Origin of the sequence: Paenibacillus radicis (ex Xue et al. 2023) (assembly GCF_024722015.1) — a bacterium.
Lineage (GTDB): Bacteria > Bacillota > Bacilli > Paenibacillales > NBRC-103111 > Paenibacillus_S.
Genome location: NZ_JANQBD010000022.1, coordinates 126,960 through 153,442, shown reverse-complemented (window position 1 = coordinate 153,442; position 26,483 = coordinate 126,960). Strand labels below are relative to the sequence as shown.

The window sequence follows — 26,483 nt, the reverse complement described above, 5'->3', positions numbered from 1 at the left end:
GAGATTCATATGACTTATGGGGGACTTTTGTATTGGGAATGTGCTAAAATAGAAGGATAGTTGATAAGGTGCGATAACGTAAAATAGCCCCTAGAGAACTACCAAGCAGCTATACCATGTCAAGCACTTACAGGCGGTGATCGTAGGGATGGCGAAAATACTGGTTGTCGATGATGAGCAGCCGATTGCGGATATATTAAAGTTTAATTTGGAAAAGGAAGGCCATGAGGTAATCTGCGCTTATGATGGCGGTAAGGCAGTAGAGCTGGCCTTTAAAGAAGAACCGGATCTGATTCTGCTTGATCTGATGCTTCCGGTGAAGGATGGAATGGATGTGTGCCGGGAAGTACGCGTCAAGCTGAATACGCCGATTATTATGCTGACGGCTAAGGATAGTGAGATCGATAAAGTACTGGGACTTGAGCTGGGTGCTGATGATTACGTGACCAAGCCCTTCGGTACCCGGGAGCTGCTGGCCAGGGTGAAGGCCCATTTGCGCAGGCAGACGAAGGCACAGACTATGCCAGCTGTAGAAACGGAAGTGGCAGCCAGGCAGGGTATCCGGATTCAGGGACTATTTATCGACAGTGACATGTATATGGTGTATAAGGACGAGGTGCCGCTTGATTTGACGCATCGGGAATTCGAACTTGTGCAGTACATGGCCAAGAACAGCGGGAAGGTTATGACCCGTGAGCATTTGCTGCAGGCCGTGTGGGGCTTCGAGTATTTCGGAGATGTGCGGACGGTAGATGTGACCATTCGCAGGCTTCGTGAGAAGCTGGAGGATGATCCAAGCAGGCCGGAGTATATTTTAACCCGCAGAGGACTTGGTTATATGATGCGCAACACGAAGACCGGGGGCTTCTAAAACATGAAAGGGATTCGTTTCTTTCAGTCGATTCAGTCGAAGCTGATCACGATTTATGTATTGCTGATTCTGATTGCGATGCAATTCATTGGAGTTTATTTCATCCGGACATTGGAGAGTTATTTCAAGACGGATTTCATCGATTCGCATAACAAGCAGGCGCAGCTTCTCGCGCAGTTCGTGGAGCCGTATTTATCCGTGAACAGCGAGGAAAATAAAGGTGAGCCACGTAAAACGTATAGTGATTTGAATGATGTGGTCAACAATTTGTTTGCAATTAGCAACGCTGAGATTCAGGTCATTGACGCGAATGGTCTTGTCTTGTCGACTTCAATGGTGAGCCACCAGGCGATTGTGGGGCAGAAGAATACACAAACCGAGGTTAACCGGGCGCTTCAGGGGATAAAGGATAACCAACGAATGTTTACCGATTTTGACGGCATGCGCAAGATGATTATTGCCAAGCCGATCGGTTCCGGGGTAAAGGTTAATGGAGCGGTGTATATCATTGCTTCCATGGAAGAGCTGTACAACACGATGAACCGGATCAATCAGTTTTTGTTGACGGGAACATTGTTTGCATTAGGATTAACAGTCGTGCTTGGAGTGATGCTGTCTGCGACCATTACGAATCCAATCAAAGCGATTACGCGACAGGCCACGGCCGTAGCGGAAGGGCGATTTAACGCTCAGGTACCGGTGCTGGGGCGCGACGAGATCGGGCAGTTGGGGCAGACATTCAACTTTATGATGGAGCGGCTAAAGGATGCTTTGTCGCTCAACGAGGAAGAGAAGGAAAGACTCGCTTCGATTCTGTCGAATATGAACGACGGGCTGATTGCTACGGATGACGATGGAAAGGTGATCGTTATCAACCGGCGCGCGAAGCAGATTCTGCAGTTGAACGAGGATACGACTCTCGGCAAGCCGCTTCCCTTGGTGCTCGGCATAACGCGAGAAGAGATGCGGAAGCTTGAAATAGGCGAGTATCCTTCGCTGCTGCTGCGCTTTGATCATGATGAAGAGGAGCAGCTGTCGGTTAAGCTGACCTTCACGACGATCTACAGCAAAGGTAAAGGCTCGGCCGGCACCATAGCGGTACTGCAGGATGTTACCGATCAGGAGAAGCTGGAGGAGTCCAGGCGCGAGTTCGTAGCTAACGTGTCTCATGAGCTGCGGACGCCGCTCACGACGATTAAGAGCTATCTGGAGGCGCTGGAGGATGGCGCTTTGGAAGATCCTCAGCTTTCGGCTAAGTTCGTCAGCGTAACCCGTAACGAAACGGAGCGAATGATCCGGCTCGTTACAGACCTGTTGCAGCTGTCGAGGCTGGATTCGAGGCAGGCAGTTATCAGCAGGGAGCTAACGGATGTTGCGGAGATGCTGGATGAGGTTGCGGACCGCTTCTCGTTCCAATTAGAGCAGCGTTCCATCGACATCGCCATTCAGGTGGCGCCCGAGGTAGGAGAGATTGTACTGGATCGTGACCGGATTGATCAGGTATTGGACAACCTAGTATCCAATGCAATCAAATATACGGCGGATAGTGGACTTATCTCGATAGGAGCTCACCGGGCGGAGCCGCAGCTGCTCGAAATTTCGGTGCAAGATAACGGAATGGGCATTCCCAAGAAGGATTTAAGCCGTATATTCGAACGTTTTTATCGAGTGGATAAAGCCCGCTCGCGCAGTATGGGAGGGACAGGCTTAGGCTTGTCGATTGCCCGGGAAATAGTAAGGGCGCATGGCGGAACGATTATGCTGGAATCGGAATTGGGTCAAGGCACGAAGGTTACCTTCACGCTGCCTTACGCTTTGAATGAGGAGGCTGTGGTATGATCGAGAAGCTGAAGTCAGTTGTACTGGTGCTGCTTGTCGGACTCAGCTTGCTGCAAAGCTACTATTTATCGTACAGCTCACCCAAGTTCGACCCGTTAGTCCAGGAGGAGTATGTAAAGACGGAGCCGATTGGAACACAGGCGATGTTAGAGGAGCTGTTATTCCCAGACCAGGTAGTGCTGCATTTGGGCAATCAACAGCATACGGTGCTGTATCCGGCTACAGATCCCTATAAGAGGGTTGTAGAAAATGTGAAGCAGCGCTCGTTGGAAGGCTTTCGCAAAACTACGCCCGCGGTATTAGGCTTGAATTGGGATGAGATCCGTAATAAGCAGCAGGGGATCGAGGTACGTTTTCGAGATGGTATCCCGATTAATGTGCTGCAGAGGGTCATGCAGTTAAAGGGAGAGCTCCCTCCGGACAATGATGTTATTACAAGGGTTTGGATTTTTACGAAGGAGTCCAAAGATGATGTGCGGACAGTCCTGTTTACGGACACTTTCAACACCATGTATGAGGTAGTAAAGTCAGATATATCGGCTAAAGATATTGAACGGTTCGTTTCGTTGGAAGGTATTTTACCAAAAGAAGAGATAGTCCCCTATAAATTGGCGGGTGATGATTATTATTTACCTTTAAAGCCAATTGATTTCCCGACAGTTAGAATGCCCTTCACCCAGTATACGGTTGACCAGTTGAAGCGAAGCTTTTTCGTAGATCCTGCGATAACAAGAAAGCTGTCTGAGCGAGATGGCTCAGAGATTTATACGGATACGAAGCGGGGACTGAAGCTTAAGAACGACCAGCGGTGGATGACTTATACTGATCCGATAGCTCCAGTGGACAGTAAGGAGGATTTGCGTGATAACCTGCTGTCAGCGGTGCAGTTTGTGAACCAGCATGGCGGATGGAATGGCAAATACGCTGTTTATAAAGTTCCTCAGAAGCTGCTTCCGTCTAATCAGGCGTTTGTTTTCCGTCAATATTACATGTCGCTTCCGATTATGAACCAGCGCAGCGATAATATAGGTTTTATCAAAATTGTTATGCAAAAAGGAATTGTAGCCAGCTATGAACGCTCTATGATCATACCGGACCTGTCGAAGTTGAGCAGTAAAGAGTTGACTTTGAGCAGCGGCGAGATTCTAGATGCCAAGCTGAATCAATATAGCAAGAAAAGCTCTGTAATATCCGTGTTCCCGGGGTATCGTCCTGTAATTGGGGAGCAAACGATGGACTTGGTGCCGGTATGGACGGTAGAGCTTCGAGATGGCACGTATGAGTTTTTGGAATAAATGGATCAGGGGATCAGAAGGAAGGGAGGGTTGCCTATGGATTGGGGGCGAGCCAAAACGATCTTGATTCTGTCGTTCTTATTGCTAAATTTAGTGCTGGGCTTCCAGTTATGGACAACCCGCTCGGATCTTCTGGAATTTGACGCCAACACAGCCAGTGCTACTGAGGAAATTCAAAGGCTGCTCAAAAGCAAAAACATTCAAGTGTCAGCTGAAATGCCTAAGGAAGTACCCCGCTTGCAGGAGATTGAAGTGCGTTTTGACGAAAAGATGAAATCGGATAAGCAAATTACGTTGGATGCTCCCTTTAAATACAGTCCGCTGATGAGCAAAGGATCAACGAAGGATGCGGCGGTAAAAGCGTCTATTCCTTATATGGAAAATTATCAATATGATCCAGTGCTGAGTACGAACGGTACCTATGTGTTTCACCAGCTGTATCGGTCACTTCCGATGTTTGAGGTGAAGCTCGAGCTCATTGAGCAAAATGGGATGGTTGCAGCGTACCGTCAAGAGTATGTCGAGGTTACATCAGAAGGAGACCAAAAGGAGCAAAAGGTAATATCGCCTTATACGGTTTTGAGAAGCTTAATTGAAACTTATTTTCCGAGTGGAACGGTAGTCAGCAGCATCAAGCTGGGGTATCATGGACAAGATTACAATACCCAAACAAGGTTTATGGTGCCGTATTGGCGGGTTGCATTAGGCAATGGCGATATTTATTATGTACATGCGCTGAACGGGGCCGTAGAGCCTCCTCAGAAAAATAAAAAGTAAGCTGCATTACCAGGGGCTGTCTGACGAGCTGATTTTCGTAAATATCGCTTGTTGGGCAGATCCCAAGGTCAGATGGGAGTTATACGGATGGGAATTCGATTCAGTGTTTTGGCCAGCGGGTCTACGGGGAACGCAATGGTGGTGGCGACAGCAGAGAGCAAGGTGCTGATTGATGCCGGATTGAGTGCCAAGAAAGTAGACCAGCTGTTGAAGGAAAAGGATATGTCGGCCTCGGAGCTGGATGCTATTCTGGTGACACATGAGCATGCCGATCATATAAAAGGGCTCGGAGCGATGGCTCGGAAGTACGATCTGCCTGTCTACGCTAATGAGAAGACGTGGGCTGCGCTGGATAAGCAGATTGGTGAGATCGCTGAGGACAAGCGCTGTGTGATGGATACCGGTGACTTCCGGAATTTTGGCGAGCTGCGAGTTGAATCTTACGGAATTTCGCATGATGCTGCGGAGCCGGTCGGCTATTGTTTCTATGAAGGCGATCAAAAGCTGAGCTTAGCAACCGACCTCGGTTATATGAGCTCCAAGGTTAAGGAGCAAATCCGCGATAGCGATGTACTTGTCCTGGAATCGAACCATGATATTGAGATGCTCCGTATGGGCAAGTATCCGTGGAACATTAAACGCCGGATTCTAAGTGACTTGGGCCATTTATCGAATGAAGCGGCAGGTATCGGGCTATGTGATGTAATGACATCCAGGACGAAGCGGGTATATTTGGCTCATTTGAGCCGTGATCATAATTTAATGGATTTGGCCAGACTGACCGTGAATAATATGGTAGAGGATCGTCTCTCGGCTGATGATCATCGGGCTAAACTTATGGATACATACTATGACCGTGCTACAGAGTGGGATCGGCTGGATGAGGAGTAGGCGAGAAGGAAGCGTCCAATTGAGCAGACATTGAAGCGATATCTTGAGCGGTGATGATTTCCTTCTCCACCAGCAGCTCGATTAGAGCACTCACCAGCAGCGAGTTCTGGTAATGGGCGTTTTTCAGGTCGGCCAGCTTGGCGATTAAATCTACTTGCTCCAAATGGTTGGAAATGCGGTTATGATTCATGATAGGGTCATCCTTTCGGCTTTCGGAAGTGGATTCTATACTCTTATTCTAGTCTTTTAGTGGATAAAACATTCCTGTTTGTTTTAAAAGTTTTTGAGATTGCTAGTGGCAAAGGGCTCTGCCTGACGGGGCGGGAAAGGGAGCGGAGACGATGAGTCTGTTCGATGATGATTTTTATTCCACAAAAGTATCCCGCAAAATGGAATGGTCGGCTGGGGGAAGCCGGATAGGACAAGGGATTAGAGGACAGCTGCCCGGATGGCTGCTGCCAGCCTTGGGAGGCGCAGTGGTTACGCTAGGCTTAGTGGTGATGTTTGGCACGGGCGGGTCCGGTAATGCTGGTATGTCATTGGCAGCCTCATCTGCAAGTGCAGGCGCCCCCGGTATTAAGCCTGATGCACAGCAGCTTAGCAGCGATTCAGTGGTTCGTGCCGCCGAAAAGGTAGGACCCACGGTAATCAGCATTATCGGCTCTCATAAGGAAGGCGAGAAGGAAAATGCGCGAGGCGGCTCCATGGGCCTGGGTTCGGGTGTTATGTTTCAAAAGGTTGGAGATAAAATTCGCATTGTCACGAATAACCATGTAGTGGAGGGCTTTGGCCAGCTAGACGTCGTTACAACGACTGGAGAGCGGAAGAAGGCTACATTGGTAGGACGTGATCAAATGACCGATTTGGCCGTTCTGGAGGTCGATGGCGCCGGGATTAAGGTGTTGGCTGAGTTTGGGGATTCGGACACTCTGAAGGCCGGTGAGACGGCGATTGCTGTGGGCAATCCGCTTGGACTAGGCTACGCCCCAACCGTCACCAAAGGCATCATCAGCTGGCCCAAACGGGTAATTCCCGTTTCATTAGGTCAGCAGGGCGATTTTGATTGGGAGATGGAGGTTATCCAGACGGATGCGGCTATCAATCAAGGAAACAGTGGTGGAGCACTGGTCAATCTCGAAGGCAAAGTAGTGGGCATCAACACGCTGAAGGTGGCCGATATGGGGGTGGAAGGACTTGGCTTTGCCATTCCTATTAATTCGGTGAAGCAAATTATTGAGGGCTTGATCACTGACCATAAAATTAAAAGGCCGTATTTGGGCGTTGTAACACAAGATTTACAATCTTTTACGGGAACGGAAGTATTAAAGCTGCCCACTAATGTGAAAACTGGTATTATTGTTCTTGATGTGACAGGGCCGGCCAAGGAAGCAGGCTTAAAAACGAATGATGTCATTGTGGAGCTGGACAGTAAGCCGGTTAATAGTACGATGGAGCTCCGCAAATATATATACAGCCAGAAGAAAATAGGCGATAAAATCGTCGTCACCTATTACCGCGGCGGAAAAAAGGCTACGGTAACCTTAACTACAGCAGAGTTAAAAGATCGGTAGAAGCAAATTTTTAGTACCAAAAGAGAACAAGATTGTGAGTATGGATCAGAAATATGCGCGACTGCTAGATACAAGTTGCAAAATGATAGGCAGGCTTGGTAGATAAATAGAGTACGCAGATAAGCGCTTGTGAATACAGAATTGTAAGGTTGAAGGATCATAAATAGAGTTTAAAGTGGAGTGGGGTCAAGTTATGCATGTTGTTTGCAAGGATCATCTAGAGCTAGCCATTGATCAGTTTGTTGATGAATACGAGGATGCACCGGATATTGTTGATTTGGAGGAAGTGCGTTTCTCCGCATGGGAGCCGCCGGCTCATTGTGAACGCTGCTTGGAGCGGGCAAGATTCTTGGTAGTGTAGAAGGAAGAACAGAGAGGGCCGTACGTTGGCCTTCTTTTTGTTTGGTTGGGAACTAGATAGAGTGTTGGTTGAAGAAAGGTGGAGCTATGCGATGCATATTCAGATTGTTGGGGTAGGGAAGTTGAAGGAGGCGTATCTCGTGCAGGGGATAGCCGAATATGTGAAGCGCCTTGGGCCTTATGCCAAGGTGCATATCGTTGAGGTGCCCGATGAGCGGGCACCGGAATCCATGAGCGCCGCGGAGGAGGCGCTCGTAAAGCAGCGCGAGGGCGAACGCATCCTCGCGCAGATCAAGAGCGACGCCTACGTCGTGGCGCTCGCTCTTGACGGCAAGCCGCTATCGAGCGACGAGCTCGCGCGGCATGTGGAGGGCCTGGCCACGTACGGGCGCAGCCACGTGGCCTTTGTGATCGGGGGCTCGCTAGGCTTAGCCCCCGCGGTGTTGGCGCGCGCCGAGCTGAAGCTCTCATTCGGGCGCATGACTTTGCCGCACCAGCTAATGCGGCTGGTGCTGGTGGAGCAGGTTTACCGCGCGTTTAAGATCATGCGCGGGGAACCATATCATAAATAACGGCTAAATTCTCTCTGGGAAAGTCTATGCTTTCTTGCTGGGAAGCGGATGAGAAACCATGGATGTTTTGTATGAAGGAGTAACGCCAGATAATTGTTGAAATTTGAGGGGGCTATCTTAACCATTTTATCTTCCACATCACCCATTTAATTCCAATCATTTTGGCTTGTTCTCTTTTCACAATCCCATTACTATGGGCTTTCGTAATTCAGGTTTAAATACCATCTCACCGTTAGTAAAATGATCGCTGATTCATATTGCTTCCATTTAAATACATGTAAGTTACTCCATCTCATGACTTCATATCAATTTAGGTTATCATGAACCAAAGCTTTGCACTACAACCGTTTTCCGGATTCGTCTTTGGGCTGCCATAAATCTCCTTTCAAAACAAACGATACACCCCGGTTAAACAAGCGTTGATCGGCTCCAAATTGACCGCCGCATAAGCGGTTCCAGAAGAGCTGGCAATAATTGCGGCAACAAATACTACAATCATAACCATTCTCTTATTCTTAAAATTCATCTTCAATCACTTTCATAATGTATTCAGATCCATTCTAAAGAAAGAAGCGCTTCAAAATTCACTTTTTTACTTTCAGCATGTTCATTATGGAGGTTACCGACTCGGCGCGGGTCGACAATTCGTCTGGCTTGAACTTATTGTCGATGATGTAGCCGAGGATGCCGTTCCGTTCGGCTGAAGCGGCATTGCTTTTCGCATAATCCGGAATATCCGCGTTATCCAGAAACCCTGACACTACATCGTCCGTGATCGGCAAGTTCGCCGCTCGAACGACCATGGTGATCATCTCGGAGTGATCGATCGTCTTGTTTGGCCGAAATGTGCCGTCGGGATAGCCATTGATGATGCCGAGTTCTACGCACTGTGCGATCTGCTCAAGTGCCCACGCACCGATCGTATCCTTGTCCTCGAAGGTTAGCGCTGTGCCTTTGCCGGAAGGCTTCAGCGCGTTCGTCAGCAGTACGGCAAACTCGGCGCGTGTAACGCTGCGATCCGGTTTGAAGGTGCCGTCGGGATAGCCTTCCACGATTCCCTTGCTCACCGCCTGGACAATATTTTCTTTCATCCAGTGTCCGTCGATGTCCGACAGTTGGACGTTCGGGACAGGCATATCTCCAGGGGCGGCAGCATTGCCGGGTGCAGGAGCATTGCCGGGTGCAGGAGCATTGCCGGGCGCAGGAGCATTGCCGGGTGCAGGAGCATTGCCGGGTGCAGGAGCATTGCCGGGTGCGGGCGCATTGCCCGGTGCAGGCGCATTGCCCGGTGCGGGCGCATTGCCGGGTGCGGGCGCATTGCCCGGCGCAGGCGCATTGTTCGCTTCGATTACGGTCACAACGCTTTGTTTGTAGTATCCTCCGCTCTCTGCAGTTGCCGTTATGGAAGTCTTACCCGGCGAGATGCCAGTCACTTTACCTTTATTGTCCACCGCGGCGATGCGGTCGTTGCTGCTGGACCACTCTATGTCTTTAAATGTAGCGTCGTCAGGCTTAACTATCGCCTGCAGTGTCTCGCTTTGTCCGGTTTTCAATGTGAGTTCGATTTTATTAAGGCTTACCCCGCTTACGAATACCGCTCCGACAGCGTAAATATTTTTGTCCCATGATCCTATATATACGGCTCCGTCGGGGCCGATTGTCGGAGAAGATCTGAACATTCCTTCCGTTGGGATTGCCCCCATTTCGAACCCCCATTTTTTCGTGCCGTTCGGATTGATCGCATACAGCTTCCTGTCATCAGAACCGACATAGATGATGCCGTCTGCGCCGACCGCCGGGGAGGATACAACATAACTTCCAGTCAAATATTCCCACTTTTTCGTGCCGTCTGGCTTGATCGCATACAGCTTCTTGTCAACAGAACCGACATAGATGGTGCCGTCTGCGCCGATCGCCGGTTTGGAGACGATAAAGTCTCTTGTTGCGAATTCCCATTTTTTCGTGCCGTCCGGCTTGATCGCATATAGCTTACTGTCAAGATTACCAATATAGATGGTACCGTCTGCACCGATCGCCACCGTGGAGGTGTTGACATCGCTTCCCAATGCAAAATGCACATCGCCTCCCATTGCAAAATGCCATTTTTGTGTTCCGTCCGGCATGATCGCATACAGCCACTTGCCTCCACCGACATAGATGGTGCCGTCTGCACCGATCGCCGGTGTGGAGAATGTAGACCCTCCTGTTACAAACTCCCATTTCTTCGTGCCGTCCGGCATGATCGCATACAACTTATTTGCAGTACCAGAACCGATATAAATGGTACCGTCTGCACCGATCGTTGGAGAGGAGGACACAATGCCTCCTGTTACGAACTCCCATTTCTTCGTGCCGTCCGGCTTGATTGCATAGAGCTTCTCATCCGAGGATCCGACATAGATGGTACCGTCTGCACCAATCGTTGGAGAGGAGTGCACTTTGCCTCCTGTTACGAACTCCCATTTCTTCGTTGGTTTTTTCGTGCCGTCCGGCATGATCGCATAGAGCTTGTAATCGTCAGATCCCACATAGACGGTGCCGTCTGCGCCGATCGCCGGTGTGGATTCTATCCTTCCTCCTGTTGCAAACTCCCATCTTTTCACGCCGTTTGAGCTTTTGTAAATAAAGGACTTGTAAATATCCGGATTTACCTTACTATCCAGGTTCAAATTAATTCCTGTGTTTAAATCAACAGCAATCGCCGTTGCGGAATGGTATGGAAACAGACCGGCCAGCAGCAAAACAAAAGAGAGCAAAGCATGAACTGATTTCTTGTTCTTCATAGAAAAGTTCCTTTCTATTCAAATTTGACCTGCGGAACGGATTTTTCTCCCTAGACGCAGCACGAAAATAGCGTTAAATGCCCATTGCATCGGTACGTATCCTGCATGTTATCTCTCGCATCGATTCGAGCATGAATTTCCATATCACTGATTTCAAAGAACGTTAACTCTAATCTCCTTCAGATCTATCCTAAAGGATGGATCGTTTCCAATGCGCTTCAAGTTTATAGAAGTTAATGTGCTGCGTAATATTTAATCAACTAAACCAACTGATAACGAAACGATTAATATGGACTTCTGCATACGTACGCGGAAGCGGCAAAATGGTGCACAAAAACAAAATAAATGCAAAAAACAGTATAAGCGGTTTTTTGGCTGCACCCATTTAGCCCCCCTCCTCTTTCGATTTGAATTGTCATGAGCATTCCAAAATCCTTCTTCTATCACCCTATGCTGTCTGTGCTGTGAAACAGGCCATAGATACCGGAGATATGAAAAAACCCCACTGACCAAGGGAACACAGCATTCCGCATGATCAAAAGGGGTACAATCTTCTACTCATTTCACAAAGCTGTCTTTCAGAACATAAAGCAGAGGATAGTCGCTTAAATTTGAGTTGTAGCCATAATAGGGATGTATTTCCGCATATTGGCTGCCCTTCAGATCAACATTTACTTCTTTAACTTCACCCTCCACGAGACTAATTTCATCAGACAGCTGCTGCTTAGCCCCATTGTATACTTTCATTTTCATAGTGGCTTTGGCAACGACTATGAGATGCAGGGTGCTGTATTTTTGGCCAAAGTCGATTTTTAGGCTATAATTTTCGCCAGGGCTTGCTGAGAATGCAAAAGCTTCATTGTACTGCTTTCCACCGAAAATGAGCTGCTTTTTGTCAATTACATCAAAAAATTTCGCCGCGGAATATTCCGTTTTCATCTGTTTACTATACAAGGAGACATTTTTGCCCTCACCAAGCGAAATCATTTTTTCCGCATCATTGTACGATACAGGAATATTCAGAACGTTGGCGACAACACGAAGAGGCAGATAGGTTGTTCCTTCGTAAGTAATCGGTAAAACCTCGTTGCCGTTATCGTCCGTCGGGCGCCAATTCTCGCCGTCTTTGAGAAACTTCACCTCCCCGTTTAAATATGCTTGAATGGCGGTAAGATTGCTGGCAGCGTATGCTCCTGTTGCAAGGCAGAACACTGCTGTTATGAGGAGCAGCAGCACCACGCTTTTTCGTTTCATCTTCTTCCTCCTAACAAAATAAGTTCAACGCCTCTTCATAGTATCACGGCGAATTATCGCTGCATATTGTCCGAAAGAAGTAGTAAAGTTGTAGAAATATCTCAATCTGGTCCATGAAATGAAACAAGTCCCAACGGAATATCCGTCGAGACTTGTTTCTTAGTTCTTATTCGAGTTGATCAGGTATTTGTTTATCAACTGCACTCTTTTTTTAACGTCAAGCTTTTTAAAGATGTTACTAACATGCTTCTTTACTGTTGTTTCTCTGAGAAATAGAAGCTCGGCAATTTCAAGGTTGGAGCAGCCTTTAACGATAAGCTCAATTACACCCTTTTCTTTAGGGGTTAGAAGATATTGGGCCGCGTCTTCTCCATTCTTTTCTTCCAGAATCCCAAAAGAATCGATCATTTTATCCAAGTATTGCTGCAGCTTGTTGCCTCTTGTATCGATAACGAACAACGGAGTCGGTATCTTATTATCATAATCAAAGTGAACCACATCCTTTGTCATTTCGCACCCCAAGCTTTGTAAAATGGAAGAAGCGAAGGGATACGGCGGCGGGGCTGCTACAACGTAGCCGCAATCCAGCATATGAGTGATAAAAGTGAACCCCATGGACTGAAGCATAGATACATCGGACGAGTCGTAGACATCTAGCGTCTTGACAAAATAACCTGCTCTCAAATGTTTGGAAACCCTCAGTTCCTTAAGCTCGGATTCCGACAAGCTGTTGAAATACGCTGAGGATAGCGGCTTGGATAGTAAATAATCCACTGTATGCTCATTAATAGGGATAATAACCGATAGGCCGCAAACCGTCCCTTGCGAGTCTCGTGTCAGCTTTACCGAATTCGGATCCAGATCGTATAATTCCCCCAGATGAATATGCTTTAACCCGTAGAGGCTATATTCACGTGTAATCATATAGACTAACTGATCTTTGGTGTCCGGGTCTGTAAGCTTGATTTGTACGTCCTTCGCGTAGAGATAACGATTCTCGATGTACCGTTCGGCCTCAGCCCTGTTCGAGGAATTAAGCGGCTCCGAGCTGTAGGATACGGATTGCTGATAAAAGGCAGATTGAATCAACCGATTTCCAATATAATAAAACAACTCCGTATTCTCCCAGGCAACTGATCTCTTTCGTGCTGATTTTTTAATTCTTTCGTAATAGTATAGAACGCATCGTTTCCAGAGTCTGTTGTAGCTATCCGGCATCCGCAGCCGCAATTCATAGCTGATCGCATCCCGCAATAAATCATGAAGCAGCCATCCTTGACCCACTCGCTGTATAAAAGAGAGTCCTACTAGACTCTGAAACGTTTCTGTTGCTATCTCTTTCTCCATGACATAACTCAATATTTCTTGATTAAAATATCGTAAGACAGCTGCCGCCTCTACCCACGCACGCATTTCAGGGCCAGGAACCTCGGTTAGCCAGTTCTGAACAATGTATGTAAAAAATCCACTGCCATCCGCGACAGCAGCTTGCTGAACATTCTGGGCTATTGTCGTCGATACAAGCAGCGCCAAGGTCAAGGGATGCCCCTTTGTTTGGCTCCATATGCGTGGAATCATCTCTTCCTGCTCAATACCCGACAATTCCAAGTATTGCTTGACAGAATAATAATCCAGATCAGCAAGCGGCATCCGATGAATAAACTGCCGCCATGCAGGCGAGGAAAGCCATAATCCCTGTAATGGGATTCTACCGGAAATAATAACAATAATTTCCGGTTTTAGATAAGCCAGGAACTTATCGCGCAACCAATGTTCCATATCCCCAATTCCTTCGAATGTATCCACTGCAAGAACCACTTTTTTATGGGCTGCCGCTTCCAGAACCACGCCAAGACAAGTTTCTGTTAATTGACTTAAATCCACAGTTTGCTCTATTTTCTGAACAGGATGACGAAGCATGCGTAACAGATGCAGGCAGAATTCAGAGGGGCTCCTGGGAGATACTCGACTGTCCAATAAGATGAATTCGACATGAACCTGTTCTGAAAGTCGACGAAATTCATTCAACAAATAACTCTTCCCCACTCCGCCGGTTCCGTAAAGATTAAGAATTTTCCCATCCGAGCTGTCGGCTGTTATCATTTCTAGAAACAGCTTGACTTCCTTGTCTCTACCTACGAGATAATGCTGTTCAATAGGATCAATTCTATTCACTATCCTTCGATAAGGAACCTCTTCCAGCATGGCAAATGTCACCTCTCAACAAATTAATCATAGCGAGTTGTTCGATCCATTCAGTATCATTTATATTATAATGCATATTGTTTGTTTTTAAGTAGTTTCTTTTGGTTGTGGTCGAAGTTTCGGCCTGCCCGGTTTTATCGAGAAGGCGGAAGTCTTCGATTATGAATATCTTCGGCGTGTGATACAATGTGTGTGTGTTTGCGTGCCGGTAGACCATTGATGAATTGTTGGAGTGAGCCTAGATGAACTTATCCACGTACAAAATAAAAACAATACGCGTTAAACTGATTTTAATATTTACGGTTTTTTTCCTGTTACCCTTTATACTTTTTGGTTCCATTTGGTATCAGCGGTCGACTCAGTTGATCGAAGAAAACGCTATCGCATCCGCACAGAAATCCATCCAGCAGGCTAATAGCTATCTAACTTATTATTTTGGTGATTTGGAACGAATCACGCTTCCTTACATTACCCATCCACTCATTGAAGCTTTTATGAAGATTACCCCGGATGAGGTTTATCAAAGGTTTTCAATAACAACGCAAATTCAGAATCAGATCATTAATCAAGTTATCTATGGAAAGAAAGAAGTCTATGGTCTCTCCATCATTTCCGAGAACGGTATAGTCGTTTCCAATCTAGCCGACACGATGGAAGGGTGGGGAAACCGTGATTTGATTCAGCTTGAACCAAGGGATGATCGAAACATCAAATTCAATCATATCCATTGGGAAAACGGGATTCCTATTTTAACGATAAGCAGGAAATTTACGGATACTAATACATACAGCACAAAGGGATTGATGCTCATCGATCTTCGTTTAAACGTAATATCAGCGTTTATTAGCAAGATCGGCTCGAGTCAAACGGGCTTTACATGGATTGCGGATGGGGAAGGCAGTGTTGTGCTTCACCCTGACCCTAGCCGAATCGGCGATGCCGTACCAGACTGGTATAACGAACACATTCGTAAAATGAAACAAGGATCGCTGATTGTAGAGGATTCAGGGGTTAAAAAACTGATCGTTTTTGAACATTCTCCTTTAACGGAATGGACACTTGTATCCGAGGTTCCGCTTACCGAATTGACCGGAGACTTGTTTGCGCTACGAAATATTACGTTACTCATCTTGATAGCTGTTACCCTCGTTTCGCTATTTTTTATCGGGGGATTTGCACTCAGTCTCACGAATTCGCTTTCAAACTTGAAAAGACTGATGAAAAGGGCGGGAAGCGGGGAAATGTTTGTCCGGGCGCACGTTCCACCGGGAAAACAGGATGAACTCAACGAGTTATACGATAGTTTCAATCAAATGGTCGAAAAGCTGCAAAGATCGATCGATGAGGTGCATGCTTCCGAATTACGGGAAAAGGAGCTTATGATCAAACAACGGGAAATAATGCTGAAATCTATGCAGGCGCAAATCAATCCCCATTTTCTATACAACACCTTAGAGGTAATAAATTCTTATGCTATTTTGGAGAATGTAATGCCGATCAGTCGGATGGCTATTTCGCTTGCGTCCTTGTTTCGTTACAGTATTACAAGTGGAGATGAAAGGTTATCGTTGTATGAGGAAATGCAACATATACAAACCTATTTTGAAATTCAAAAAGAGAGGTTTGAGTTTTTAACCGTTAAAATGCAATTCTCATGGGATGATCTGCGTCAGGTTCAAGCGTTACGCCTCACCCTTCAGCCTCTTGTTGAAAATGTGTTTCGACATGCCTACGAGAAGCATGAGCGTTATCCTGAGTTTGTTGCTCTAAGGGGGGAAAGAACTGCGTTGGGATACCACCTATTTATTATTGATAGAGGGGGAGGAATGGTATCCTCTGACATGGAGAAGTTGAACCAGGCGTTCCAGTCGGTAAAAGATACCGAATATCATTTGCCGGGAAGAGATCAGGATGAGGAGAATCGATGGGGAAATGTAGGTTTATGGAACGTTCACCAACGTTTGCGTTTGAGCTTTGGCGAACCTTACGGTATTCATATTTTGAAATCGACCGAGAAGGGTACATGGATTGAAGTTCATTTGCCAGTTATAAATGGAGGGACATAGGATGCTGAAAGCCATTATTACAGACGATGAAACCATAATTAAGAAAAGCTTGAAGATGATTATAGAAAGAACCAACCTGTTCGAGGTTATAGGGGCTTTTACCAATGGCCGGGATGCACTGGAATTTATGCAGGCGAATCCGGTGGACCTGCTTATTACTGATATCCGTATGCCGGTGATGGATGGTTTGAATTTAATCTCTGCGTTGCGTGAAATGGGCAATAAAGCTGATGTGATTATATTAACCGGATATGGGGAATTCGAATATGCCCAAAGAGCGATTCGTTATGGAGTCACCGATTATTTACTCAAGCCCGTTGTGCTGGAACAACTGCAGAAAATGCTGGAACAAATCGCATCAAAACGAAAACAACAAATGATGCTGCAAGCTTGGCGCCAGGAGTCACTATGGTATTGCAGGCAGCAGGGGAAACGCTTGGCTCTGTTATTACGAGACATGGACGGTGCTGCAATTGATTCTCTGCTTGATGCAGTGTACGACTATATTTCCCGCAATAATAGTGAGCATCTGGAAATCTACAAAACGTTCTATGTCGACTTTTTAACGTGTACCCGCAATGAACTTGTGGAAAGTTTGCCTGACTTTAAGGAAACCTTACATTTGACGTTTACGAAAGAAGGTGTGCTGGAAGAACTGAAAGGCCAAGCGCGCAGGCAGATCGGCGAGTGGATGCAGCAGATTGCGGCTGTCAGAAATCATGGGATAGCTCTGATTGTGAAGAAAGCGTTAGTGTATATTCAAGCACACATCTTTGATGAGGATTTATCGCTGCTGTCCATAGCTAATGAATTGAATTTATCGGTTTCCTATACAAGTGAATGTATCAAAGAGGCGGTCGGCGTGAGTTTCACTCAATATGTTATTAATGTTCGGATGGAGCAGGCTAAAGTATGGCTGGCGGACTCGTCGTGCAAGATGTACGAGGTTGCGTTTAAGTGCGGATATGCTGACTATGCTCATTTTACCAAAATGTTCAAGAAGCATTATGGATATTCACCGAAGGAATATCGGAAGCGCCTCAATGGGTCTTTCTTGAGCGAGTAGTCGGCGAAAAAATGACAACTTTGGCCTCGTAAAACACATGTACCTTCCTCAGTAAATGCGTTTACAATTAAGTTACATACGAGAGGAGAGAGGAAGGAGGTTGAACGATGAGTGAAGGTGCAGATGTAAATGCTGCCATGTCAGTTAGGTTATCACAGCAAGATTTGCGTAAAAGATCTTATTTTCTGAAAAATTGGCAAATTTACACTATGATTATGCCAGGCTTATTATTTTTTGTCATTTTTAAGTACATACCTTTAACCGGTAGTATTATCGCATTTCAGAATTATAATCCTTTTGGAGGAATGCTTGGCAGTGAGTTTGTCGGATTTGAGCATTTTGTGCGGCTATTTAGCTATCCGGAGTTTTACCGGGTGCTTCGTAATACACTGCTCATCAGCTTGTACCAATTAATTTTCGGTTTTCCTGCACCGCTCATACTAGCTTTGCTGTTGAATGAAGTACGGAAAGTCATGGTCAAGCGTGTATTGCAAACGGTTTTATACGTTCCGCATTTTTTGTCTTGGGTTATTTTGGGCGGTATGGTGATGAGCTTGTTGTCTCCAGACATGGGTCTGATCAATCAGGTTTTGGCTGTTTTCGGGATGGATAAAATATTTTTTATGCAAATGCCTGAATATTTCCGAAGTATTGTCGTTGTTTCGGGGGTTTGGAAGGAAGCCGGCTGGGGGACGATTATTTACTTAGCTGCTCTGACTGGCATCAACCCGGAGTTGTATGAAGCGGCGGAAGTCGATGGTGCAGGAAAGCTGCGTCAAGTGTTCAGCGTCACCATACCGGCTTTAATGCCAACGATTATGGTGCTGCTTCTGTTGAAAATCGGCCATATCTTGGATTTGGGCTTCGAGCAAATCTATATCTTGCTGAACCCTCTCGTGCGTGAGACCGGTGATATCTTGGACACTTACATTTACGAGGTAGGGCTTCTTGGAGGACAGTACAGTTATACAACTGCAATTGGACTGTTTAAATCGGTTGTCGGACTAGTTCTTATCTTGGGAGCAAATACAATCAGTAAAAAGGCAACAGGAGATTCTATTTTTTAGGGGGATGGAGGCTGTGAAAAGAGTTAGTCAAGCTCGAAAATGGTTTGAAATCGGCAATTATTTATTTCTCTCGCTCGCTTCATTAGCGGTATTACTTCCATTCCTGAATATTGTAGCAGGATCCTTTAGTGGAGGAAATGCGATTTTGCAGGGAATGGTCACTCTATTGCCGGTGAACTTTACATTGGAGAACTACTGGGCAATTATTAAAAACGTGGGTTTTTGGAAGTCCTTCAGTATAACCGTTTATATTACCGTTTTGGGCACAGCCTTAAACCTGGTATTTACGTCCCTCATGGCCTATGGATTGGCTCGCAAGGATTTAAAGGGAAGATCAACGATTCTTCTGATTGTCTTGTTCACAATGATTTTTACAGCTCCAATCATTCCTTCTTACTTGCTGGTCAAGTCATTAGGGATGCTGAACACATTGTGGTCACTCATGGTGCCATCGCTGATCAGCGGCTTTAACCTTCTGATTATGATCTCTTTCTTTCAAAATATCCCGGATGGTCTGACCGAGGCTGCTAAAATCGATGGATCCAATGAATACCGTACTTTTTGGAGCATTGTACTGCCCTTGTCTATGCCGGTTATGACAACAATAGGCATGTTTTATGCCGTCGGACACTGGAATGGTTATTTTGCCGCCATGATGTACTTGCGTGACACCGGGTTGTTTCCGCTGCAAGTCAAATTGAGACAACTGGTGGTGCAGGAAAATGCCGGAGATGTTCTTACCTCATTATCGTCGGCTGAAGGTATTAAGATGGCAACGATTATTGTAGCAACTGTACCAGTGATGCTGATTTACCCGTTCATTCAGAAGCATTTTGTCAAGGGTGCCATGATCGGATCGGTGAAAGGCTAGTATTTATGTCTATTGGAGAATGTTAAGGGGGATATATTCATGAAAAAGAAAGCGATTGCACTAATGGTATGTATTTCTTTACCGGGAAGTTTATTGGCAGCATGTTCAGGCAAGGATGACAAAAAACCGGCCGCAGTGACTGGCCCAATCACTCCGCCAACAGTAAAGCTCGTCATGAGCGATCGTAATATGCCGTATGTCACCTCATCACCTAATATTAACGAAGATAAATATATAAAAAGGATGCGGGAGCTGTCGAAAACGGATGTTCGGTTAGAACCTGTTGCCCAGGCTGAATATTCCAAAAAGCTGAATCTGATGTTTGCATCAGGCGATCTTCCGGATGCGATCCAGGTTATTAATGGAATTGCTTCTTCTGAAGTGGCTGCTGCTCTGAACAATGGGGCCTTTTATGACTTGAACGAATTAATTGATAAATATACTCCCGATTTAAAAAAGAAAATTGGAAAAAGCCTTTGGGAATCTTCACTTGTTAGCAAGGACGGGAAAATATATGCTGTTCCTGGTGAAGCACCAACACCGAATAATCGAATTGTATACATACGTAAAGATTGGCTGGATAAGCTCGGACTGCAGGTGCCCAAGACGATAGAGGAATATTTGAATGTACTGCGTGCTTTTAGGGACAAAGATCCGAACGGCAACGGCAAGGCAGACGAAATTCCGTTTACAGGCCGGAAAAATTTTGATTTCGCCTATTTTTTCTTCGGTGCCTATGATGTTATCCCAGATGGATGGAAATATGAAAATAATCAATTGGTACCCAACTTCATTCGTCCGCAAATGAAAGAAGCGTTAAAACTGCATCAACAAATGTACAATGAAAAATTGATGGACAATGAAATTTTTGTGAATCTGCCGGCTGATTGGGACAGTAAAGTAAGAGGTAACCGGGTGGGTGTCTGGGTGCATTCTGCGGAAGGACCTGACCAATGGGTTGTATCAATGAAGAAAGCCGATCCAAACGCGGAGATCTTAAATATTACTGCTCCCACCGGACCGGATGGCAAGGGCGGAAACTTGATTGGGTCAACCGTAAACCCACTCTCTGCTTGGGTTATTCCGAAGTCCAACAAACATCCGGAACACGTATTAAAGTACCTTGAATGGTTCTATTCCGATGATGCTCAGAAATTTTTGAATTACGGGCTTGAAGGCGATGATTTTAACATGGAAAACGGAAAGGTGGTATACAAACCATTGAGTACGAAAGCCGATGCGGATCGGGACGATTTCCATATTAAATTTTTAAGATTAATTGGGCCTAGTTACATTCATAACCAGGAGTATATGAAGAGCCGTGCAAATGGCGAATATGTTACAAGCGCGCTTAAAATCGCTACCAGCGAGGGCCGGATCAATGATGGGCTGGATATGCCTCTTCCTCCAACACAAGTATCTAGACCCGAGCTTCAATTCACAGGGCTTTGGATGGAAACGGCTGCTAAAATCATTACAGGGCGGGATCCGCTTGATAGCTTCGATAAATTTGTAGAAGATTGGAAAAAACGCGGTGGAGACAAGGCAATTCAGGAAGCTACGGATTGGTATAAACAAAATAGGATGGGAACGAAATGAATACTGTGATGAATTATAGAGAACGAATCATACAAAGCGAAGGCCGAACATTTCCCGGAAAAACGTATACGGAGGTTGTTCTTTCTCCTTCATATGACGAAGCCAAAAAGCATTTTCTAGACCCGATGATGGCGATTCATAAGGCTCATCTCATTATGCTGACGGAAAAACGACTAATTTCACCCGAGGAGGGAAAGCGGATTGCCGAGGCTATCAGAAGCCTAGATTTGCAGTCTATTCGCGAATCGGACTACTCCGGTGAAGTTGAAGATCTGTTTTTTCAGGTTGAACGAGAACTGCTTAATCAAGCTGGCGATATAGCCGGGAATCTACATATAGCGCGCAGTCGAAACGATATGGGTATTACTATGTGTAGACTGACACTTCGTGATAAAGTGCAGACTGCAATATCTTCTGTATTATTTTTGAAAGAGCATTTGCTGGAGTTTGCAAATGAACATGTCGAGACGCTAATGATCGGGTATACCCATACGCAGCAGGCTCAGCCTACTACGTTAGCCCACTACATCATGGCAGTCGTCGATTCATTAAGTAGGGATATGCGCCGACTTATGAGCGCATATCACCAGCTCAATCAAAGCCCGATGGGGGCTGCAGCGATTACAACTTCCGGGTTCAACATCGATAGGGAGCGGGTGATGGAGCTCCTCGGTTTTGACGGATTGATTGAAAATTCTTATGATGCCATTGCGGGAGCGGATTATATCGCGGAGGTCATGACCGTTACTCAGATTACTGCAATTTCCCTCGGACGTTTCGTTCAGGATTTGTTGCTATGGAGTACCCAAGAGTTTGATGTGCTGAGGGTTTCTGATCCTTACGTCCAAACGAGCTCTATCATGCCTCAAAAACGAAATCCGGTATCCTTGGAGCATTCACGCGCCTTATTATCGAGTTGTATAGGCAATACCCAAACGGCGCTCACGATGATTCACAACACGCCTTTTGGGGATATTAACGATACAGAGGATGACATGCAGCCGTTTGCTTGGAGAAGCCTAGGTTTACTGGATAAAGTGTGCAGGCTTTTGGCTTGCGTAATTGGGACCGCAGAGGTGAACAAAGAGAAGCTGCGTGAGCGGGCTAAGGGAAGTTTCGCTAATATCACCGAGCTTGCGGATGAATTGGTTAGAACGGAGGCTATATCCTTCCGCAAAGCACATCATATTGCCAGCAGAGTCGTTAAGAATGCAATATCACAAGGGATCGCCGCTCATGAAGTCACACTGAACCTTGTCAACGAAGCGGCTCAAGAGGTTATCGGCAGACCGCTGCTGCTTGACGAGGCCAAGCTTCGGCAATCACTCGATCCGGAATATTTTGTAACAGTACGTTCGCTGCCTGGTGGCCCGAATCCGGACGAGATGAGAAGGATGATTGCCCTTCGAAGAAACCAGCAGGACGAGCATCAGGCTTGGCTGAAGGATGCCAAAGAGAAATCCCAACAGTCGCAGTATCATTTGGATTCCGTATTGGAGCAATGGTGCGAACATAACGTCTAGAAGCACTTAAGGACAATCAAGTAGACAATAAATAGATACGCGAGAGTTTTAGATCGCTAATAATCTAAGGGAAGTAGCGAACAGGGTTTTCACCAGCGTCTTAGCGGTAGTCTCCAAATGCCCCAGTAAAGGGGCTATTTTTTTGAAATAATTCACCATTCCATACTTGCAAGACCCATGGGTTCCATCTACCTGGATTAAGCGCCGTCTTTAATCAGTTCCGCAGCCTATTCGATTCCAACAACAGCAGGAATTTCATATTCACGGGCTCTTCACGCCGCAGTATTCTTTTTCCGACAAGGATGGAAAAGCAAAAGTATCTAGGGGGTACAACTATGGCTCCTGAACGGTGCTATTAGTATTTTTAAGTATCATAAGTGACGGTGAACTATTTTACGATACAAACAAGGCATTTGCCGTTACTAGGTCAAGTGTCCCTACATAAGTTGATGAGAAAGGCTTATGCCATGAACAGGGATGGTGTAAAGTGGATGACACAAAACCGAAAAAAGACAGGTACACGATTAACCGGGAGAATCGTATTTCCGGGCAATCCGTCATATAATGCGGCCAGAATGGAGTTCAATAGGCGCTTTTCCAAATTTCCAAAGGTCATTGTTTTTTGCAGACGAACTCAGGATGTGATCAACGCAGTCAAATGGGCTCGTGAGCGGGGTGTACGGCTGCGAGTGCGCAGCGGGCGGCACAGCTATGAAGGTTTTTCGGCTGTAAATGGCGGTATTATTATCGATGTAAGCGAGATGAATAAGGTTAAGGTTGATCGAAAAAATAGGGTGGCCATTATACAGACGGGAAATCCACTTGCCCGTGTGTACAAAAAGCTGTGGAATAAGCGAGTGGCACTTCCGGCTGGGACAGCGCCCGACGTAGGCGTGGCCGGGCTTACCCTGGGAGGCGGCATTGGACTTCTGTCCCGCAAATATGGACTTACGTGCGATAGCTTGAAACAAGTGAAGATGGTCGTAGCTTCGGGGCGGTATGGAGCAAAGACGATTGTGGCAAACAAGAGGAAACATTCCGATCTATTGTGGGCATCACGAGGCGGCGGGGGAGGCAACTTTGGCATTGCTACAGCCTGTACTTTTCGGGTTAGACCCATTTCAACGGTTTCTATATACAGCGTCACTTGGAAATGGGGTGATTTGGAGAAGGTGTTACCGGTTTGGCAGCGCTGGGCCCCGTCTGTCACGAACCGCTTAACCTCAACCATTGAGGTAGCTGCCAAGAAGGTGGGAACTATTGAATCTACCGGGCAATTACTTGGCGGTGCAGAGGAGCTGCGTCGATTGATTAGACCGCTCTTGCGAGCAGGCACTCCGGTGAAGGTGCGGGTGAAGACAGTGCCTTTTATTGAAGCAACCAAATTTTTTGCCGAATCGGATCTGAATTTGGAGCCGAAATTTAAAATAAGCGGGGCTTACGGGTTTCAACCTTTGCCTCGTGAAGGAGTAAGAATTATACGTTACTTTTTATCCAAAGCACCCAACAGGCATTCTACCGTGTGGAGTCAAAGCTTAGGTGGTGCAGGAAGCGCGGTGAGTCGAGTATCGCCTACGGCAACGGCCTATCCTCATCGGAAAGCTGAGACCATCTACGAACTGTCAGCACGCTGGAGGAACAACGGGGAGCAGCAGCGGAATATTCAGTGGGTGAAAAGGTTCCGCAGAGCGTTACGTCCCTTTGTTAAGGGGGATTATGTGAACTTTCCCGATTTGCAGATTAAGAACTGGCCCAAGGCGTATTATGGCGTGAACTTTGGCAGATTGAAGCAGGTGAAACGAAAGTACGATCCTCATAATGTGTTTCGTTTTGCTCAAAGTATTCCAGTGGGTAAACGGGTCAGAAAATGATATACTCGCACCAGAACTAATTGAAGCAAAGGAGCTGACGGCGGCAGCTCCTTTAGCATTTTTCGCGGATGCCGCCGTTAAGCTGAACCGTATCATAAGTGACGGCGAAAAATGTCTGCGAAAATCCTCTTAACTCTTGATGATGTCGTGCTAAATGACTTCAGCTATTTCTCACATCCGTCAATAATGGATTAAAGCTCTTCTGCGCATATTCCATAGCATCGATATACTCTTGCTGTTTTGACCGCTCCATCATTTCTTCAGGACTAACGTCCTCTATTTTAGATGTTATCCACCATATATTACCAAATGGATCAACCACTCTTCCACCTCGTTCCCCCCATGCCTGGGTTATCACTTTCGTCATGGATGTAGCGCCGGCCTTTATGGCCTGAGCATAAATTTCATCGCTGTCACCCACGTACAGACGAATAAAGCAAGGAAACGGCGGCCATTCGGCAGGAGAATCGAACATTAGAATTTTTGAATCGCCGATGCGTACCTCTGCATGCCCTATGCTTCCGTCAGCATTGTATACCCGGCCAAGTTCCTGTGCATAAAATGCGGAAGACAAAAAGGCAATCAATTTTTCTGTGCTTTTTGTAGTGATCCAAGGTGTAATAGTACGGTTCTCAGTTTGCAGCATTTGGTCCTCGTTCATTCGGCCCAACCTCCAATGATTGAATTCGATTTGATTATATCATGGAAAACTTGACAACATTATGTCATAGTTTAAGGACAGAGGGAGTGATAGGATGAAGATCGACCGATTAATCTCCATTATTATGCTTCTCATGCAACGCAGAAAAATGGATGCTAAAGAGTTGGCTACAATTTTGGAAGTTACTACTCGTACGATTTACCGGGACGTTGAAGCTATCAATCAGGCGGGTATTCCGATCATAACCTACCCTGGACGTCGGGGCGGCATTGGTATTCTGGAAGAATATAAAGTAGATAAAAAGCTTTTCACAAACAAGGACATTCGCACGATGCTTATTGGCTTGTTAGTCGTTCAATCTGTATTAAAAGACGAGCAATCCAAAAATGCCATTATCAAAGTTAAAGGAATGGTACCTAGTAATCAATTGTCGTTGGTTGAAAGGCAAACGAAACAAATCGTCATTGACCTGACGCCATGGTATGTAGACGCTCGGTTGGAGCAATTTCTAGAATGTGTGCAAAAAGCTTTGGATCAGCAGAAAATATTACGTTTTGAATATTGCAACGCACAGGGAAGGTCGTCCAACCGGGAAGTCGAGCCGTACCGACTTATTCATAAGGGAAATCATTGGTACTTGCAAGGCTTTTGTCGGATAAAGCAGGAGTTTCGAACATTTAGAGTTTACCGGATATCTAATATTTCTCTATCAGACACAACATTTGTCCCGAGCAATTTTGAAATCGATGAGATGGATGCATCATTCTCCAAAGAAGTTTCATGGATAAACGTTCAAATCAGATTTAATGAGAATATTAAAAAGACGATTATAGATTTTTATGGTGAAGATTGTATTGTTTCTTATACAGGTGGCTGGTATATTGCAACAATTCCATTGGAAAATAACGAGCAAGGTTATGACTCCTTATTAAGGTTTACCAATCACTGTGAATGTTTGAGCCCTTCGCATATTAGAGAACATTTAATTGAAAAAGCGGCCAGTATTTTGTCTTTATATGGACGATAGACAGACAGCGCGGAGAATCGTACACAAGTGACGATAAAAATTTTTATATTTACGCGGCGTTTCTCCGCTCCAAAACAGTCGATGCTGCTCTTCTGGGAAAAATTTAAGAAGGGACGAAAAATAATGTGTTAGTTTCAATTGATTACCAGCCGTCCTCTGCCGTATCGCGGAAGTGTATTCCTAGCCGGATAAAGTTAATCGCTGAATCTACTTGAAGCAGCCCCCAACCGCTGTCACTATTATAGCCTGATATACCCAAATCCTTTGCAGTTCAAATATAAAGAAAGTCGTCGTCCAGCTGCCCTTTTGGAATA

At 45.9% G+C, this 26,483-nt stretch carries 22 protein-coding genes; 16 read left to right on the top strand and 6 right to left on the bottom strand.

Features of this window, described 5'->3' with window-relative positions; translation table 11 throughout:
* Positions 1 to 148: 148 nt before the first annotated feature.
* From yycF to NV381_RS26965, 5 genes are all read left to right on the top strand, one after another.
* The gene (gene yycF, locus NV381_RS26985) at positions 149 to 871 is read left to right on the top strand and encodes a response regulator YycF (RefSeq protein ID WP_258216406.1); all 723 of its coding nucleotides are present in this window, start codon (positions 149 to 151) and stop codon (positions 869 to 871) included.
* A 3-nt stretch (positions 872 to 874) separates the two neighbouring features.
* On the top strand, positions 875 to 2,710 hold the full coding sequence (gene walK / locus NV381_RS26980) for a cell wall metabolism sensor histidine kinase WalK (RefSeq protein WP_258216405.1): 1,836 nt from the start codon (positions 875 to 877) through the stop codon (positions 2,708 to 2,710).
* Entirely contained in the window at positions 2,707 to 4,005 is a 1,299-nt protein-coding gene (locus NV381_RS26975) for a YycH family regulatory protein (protein ID WP_258216404.1), read from the top strand. Before walK ends, NV381_RS26975 begins: the two co-directional genes overlap by 4 nt.
* 36 nt (positions 4,006 to 4,041) lie before the next feature.
* A complete protein-coding gene (gene yycI, locus NV381_RS26970) occupies positions 4,042 to 4,782 on the top strand; it encodes a two-component system regulatory protein YycI (RefSeq protein WP_258216403.1) in 741 nt (246 codons plus the stop codon).
* Positions 4,783 to 4,869: 87 nt separating this feature from the next.
* Positions 4,870 to 5,673: an MBL fold metallo-hydrolase gene (locus tag NV381_RS26965; protein WP_258216402.1), complete on the top strand. Its 804-nt coding sequence runs from the start codon at positions 4,870 to 4,872 to the stop codon at positions 5,671 to 5,673.
* Here NV381_RS26965 and NV381_RS26960 read toward each other — a convergent pair.
* Positions 5,642 to 5,863, bottom strand: a complete 222-nt coding sequence (locus NV381_RS26960) for a hypothetical protein (protein ID WP_258216401.1) — start codon at positions 5,861 to 5,863, stop codon at positions 5,642 to 5,644. The two genes, NV381_RS26965 and NV381_RS26960, sit on opposite strands and share 32 nt — an antisense overlap.
* Positions 5,864 to 6,014: 151 nt before the next feature.
* On the opposite strand from NV381_RS26960, the gene NV381_RS26955 reads away from it, so the two are divergent.
* The 3 genes from NV381_RS26955 to rlmH all read left to right on the top strand — a co-directional run bounded on the left by NV381_RS26955 (position 6,015) and on the right by rlmH (position 8,176).
* Positions 6,015 to 7,244 carry a S1C family serine protease gene (locus NV381_RS26955; RefSeq protein ID WP_258216400.1) on the top strand — a complete coding sequence of 410 codons (1,230 nt, stop codon included), beginning with the start codon at positions 6,015 to 6,017 and terminating at the stop codon, positions 7,242 to 7,244.
* A gap of 193 nt (positions 7,245 to 7,437) precedes the next feature.
* Positions 7,438 to 7,605: a CxxH/CxxC protein gene (locus tag NV381_RS26950; RefSeq protein WP_258216399.1), complete on the top strand. Its 168-nt coding sequence runs from the start codon at positions 7,438 to 7,440 to the stop codon at positions 7,603 to 7,605.
* Positions 7,606 to 7,696: 91 nt separating this feature from the next.
* The gene (gene rlmH / locus NV381_RS26945; protein WP_258216398.1) at positions 7,697 to 8,176 is read left to right on the top strand and encodes a 23S rRNA (pseudouridine(1915)-N(3))-methyltransferase RlmH; all 480 of its coding nucleotides are present in this window, start codon (positions 7,697 to 7,699) and stop codon (positions 8,174 to 8,176) included.
* Positions 8,177 to 8,760: 584 nt separating this feature from the next.
* Here the strand turns inward: rlmH and NV381_RS26940 are convergent.
* The 4 genes from NV381_RS26940 to NV381_RS26925 all read right to left on the bottom strand — a co-directional run bounded on the left by NV381_RS26940 (position 8,761) and on the right by NV381_RS26925 (position 14,418).
* Complete coding sequence (locus NV381_RS26940; RefSeq protein WP_258216397.1) at positions 8,761 to 10,959, bottom strand: PQQ-binding-like beta-propeller repeat protein; 2,199 nt, start codon at positions 10,957 to 10,959, stop codon at positions 8,761 to 8,763.
* Between the two features lie 256 nt (positions 10,960 to 11,215).
* Positions 11,216 to 11,344, bottom strand: coding sequence for a hypothetical protein (locus NV381_RS26935; RefSeq protein ID WP_258216396.1), 129 nt, complete (start codon positions 11,342 to 11,344; stop codon positions 11,216 to 11,218).
* 173 nt (positions 11,345 to 11,517) lie between these two features.
* Positions 11,518 to 12,213, bottom strand: a complete 696-nt coding sequence (locus tag NV381_RS26930) for a copper amine oxidase N-terminal domain-containing protein (protein WP_258216395.1) — start codon at positions 12,211 to 12,213, stop codon at positions 11,518 to 11,520.
* 159 nt (positions 12,214 to 12,372) lie between these two features.
* Positions 12,373 to 14,418, bottom strand: a complete 2,046-nt coding sequence (locus NV381_RS26925; RefSeq protein ID WP_258216394.1) for a helix-turn-helix transcriptional regulator — start codon at positions 14,416 to 14,418, stop codon at positions 12,373 to 12,375.
* A 242-nt stretch (positions 14,419 to 14,660) separates the two neighbouring features.
* On the opposite strand from NV381_RS26925, the gene NV381_RS26920 reads away from it, so the two are divergent.
* The 7 genes from NV381_RS26920 (at position 14,661) to NV381_RS26890 (ending at position 24,481) form a co-directional block, all read left to right on the top strand.
* Positions 14,661 to 16,484, top strand: coding sequence for a sensor histidine kinase (locus NV381_RS26920; protein WP_258216393.1), 1,824 nt, complete (start codon positions 14,661 to 14,663; stop codon positions 16,482 to 16,484).
* Position 16,485: 1 nt separating this feature from the next.
* Entirely contained in the window at positions 16,486 to 17,550 is a 1,065-nt protein-coding gene (locus NV381_RS26915; RefSeq protein WP_258216392.1) for a response regulator transcription factor, read from the top strand.
* A 107-nt stretch (positions 17,551 to 17,657) separates the two neighbouring features.
* A complete protein-coding gene (locus NV381_RS26910) occupies positions 17,658 to 18,617 on the top strand; it encodes an ABC transporter permease (RefSeq protein WP_258216391.1) in 960 nt (319 codons plus the stop codon).
* Between the two features lie 4 nt (positions 18,618 to 18,621).
* A complete protein-coding gene (locus NV381_RS26905) occupies positions 18,622 to 19,488 on the top strand; it encodes a carbohydrate ABC transporter permease (protein WP_258216390.1) in 867 nt (288 codons plus the stop codon).
* A 39-nt stretch (positions 19,489 to 19,527) separates the two neighbouring features.
* Positions 19,528 to 21,087: an extracellular solute-binding protein gene (locus NV381_RS26900; protein ID WP_258216389.1), complete on the top strand. Its 1,560-nt coding sequence runs from the start codon at positions 19,528 to 19,530 to the stop codon at positions 21,085 to 21,087.
* Positions 21,088 to 21,095: 8 nt separating this feature from the next.
* Complete coding sequence (argH, locus tag NV381_RS26895) at positions 21,096 to 22,610, top strand: argininosuccinate lyase (RefSeq protein WP_258216423.1); 1,515 nt, start codon at positions 21,096 to 21,098, stop codon at positions 22,608 to 22,610.
* A 491-nt stretch (positions 22,611 to 23,101) separates the two neighbouring features.
* Positions 23,102 to 24,481 (top strand): FAD-binding oxidoreductase, encoded by a 1,380-nt coding sequence (locus NV381_RS26890; protein WP_258216388.1) that lies wholly within the window; start codon positions 23,102 to 23,104, stop codon positions 24,479 to 24,481.
* Between the two features lie 160 nt (positions 24,482 to 24,641).
* On the opposite strand, the gene NV381_RS26885 is transcribed toward NV381_RS26890, so the two are convergent.
* Positions 24,642 to 25,142, bottom strand: coding sequence for a VOC family protein (locus tag NV381_RS26885; protein ID WP_258216387.1), 501 nt, complete (start codon positions 25,140 to 25,142; stop codon positions 24,642 to 24,644).
* A gap of 94 nt (positions 25,143 to 25,236) precedes the next feature.
* Here NV381_RS26885 and NV381_RS26880 point away from each other — a divergent pair, with 94 nt between their 5' ends.
* Positions 25,237 to 26,169 (top strand): helix-turn-helix transcriptional regulator, encoded by a 933-nt coding sequence (locus NV381_RS26880; RefSeq protein ID WP_258216386.1) that lies wholly within the window; start codon positions 25,237 to 25,239, stop codon positions 26,167 to 26,169.
* Positions 26,170 to 26,483: the final 314 nt, after the last annotated feature.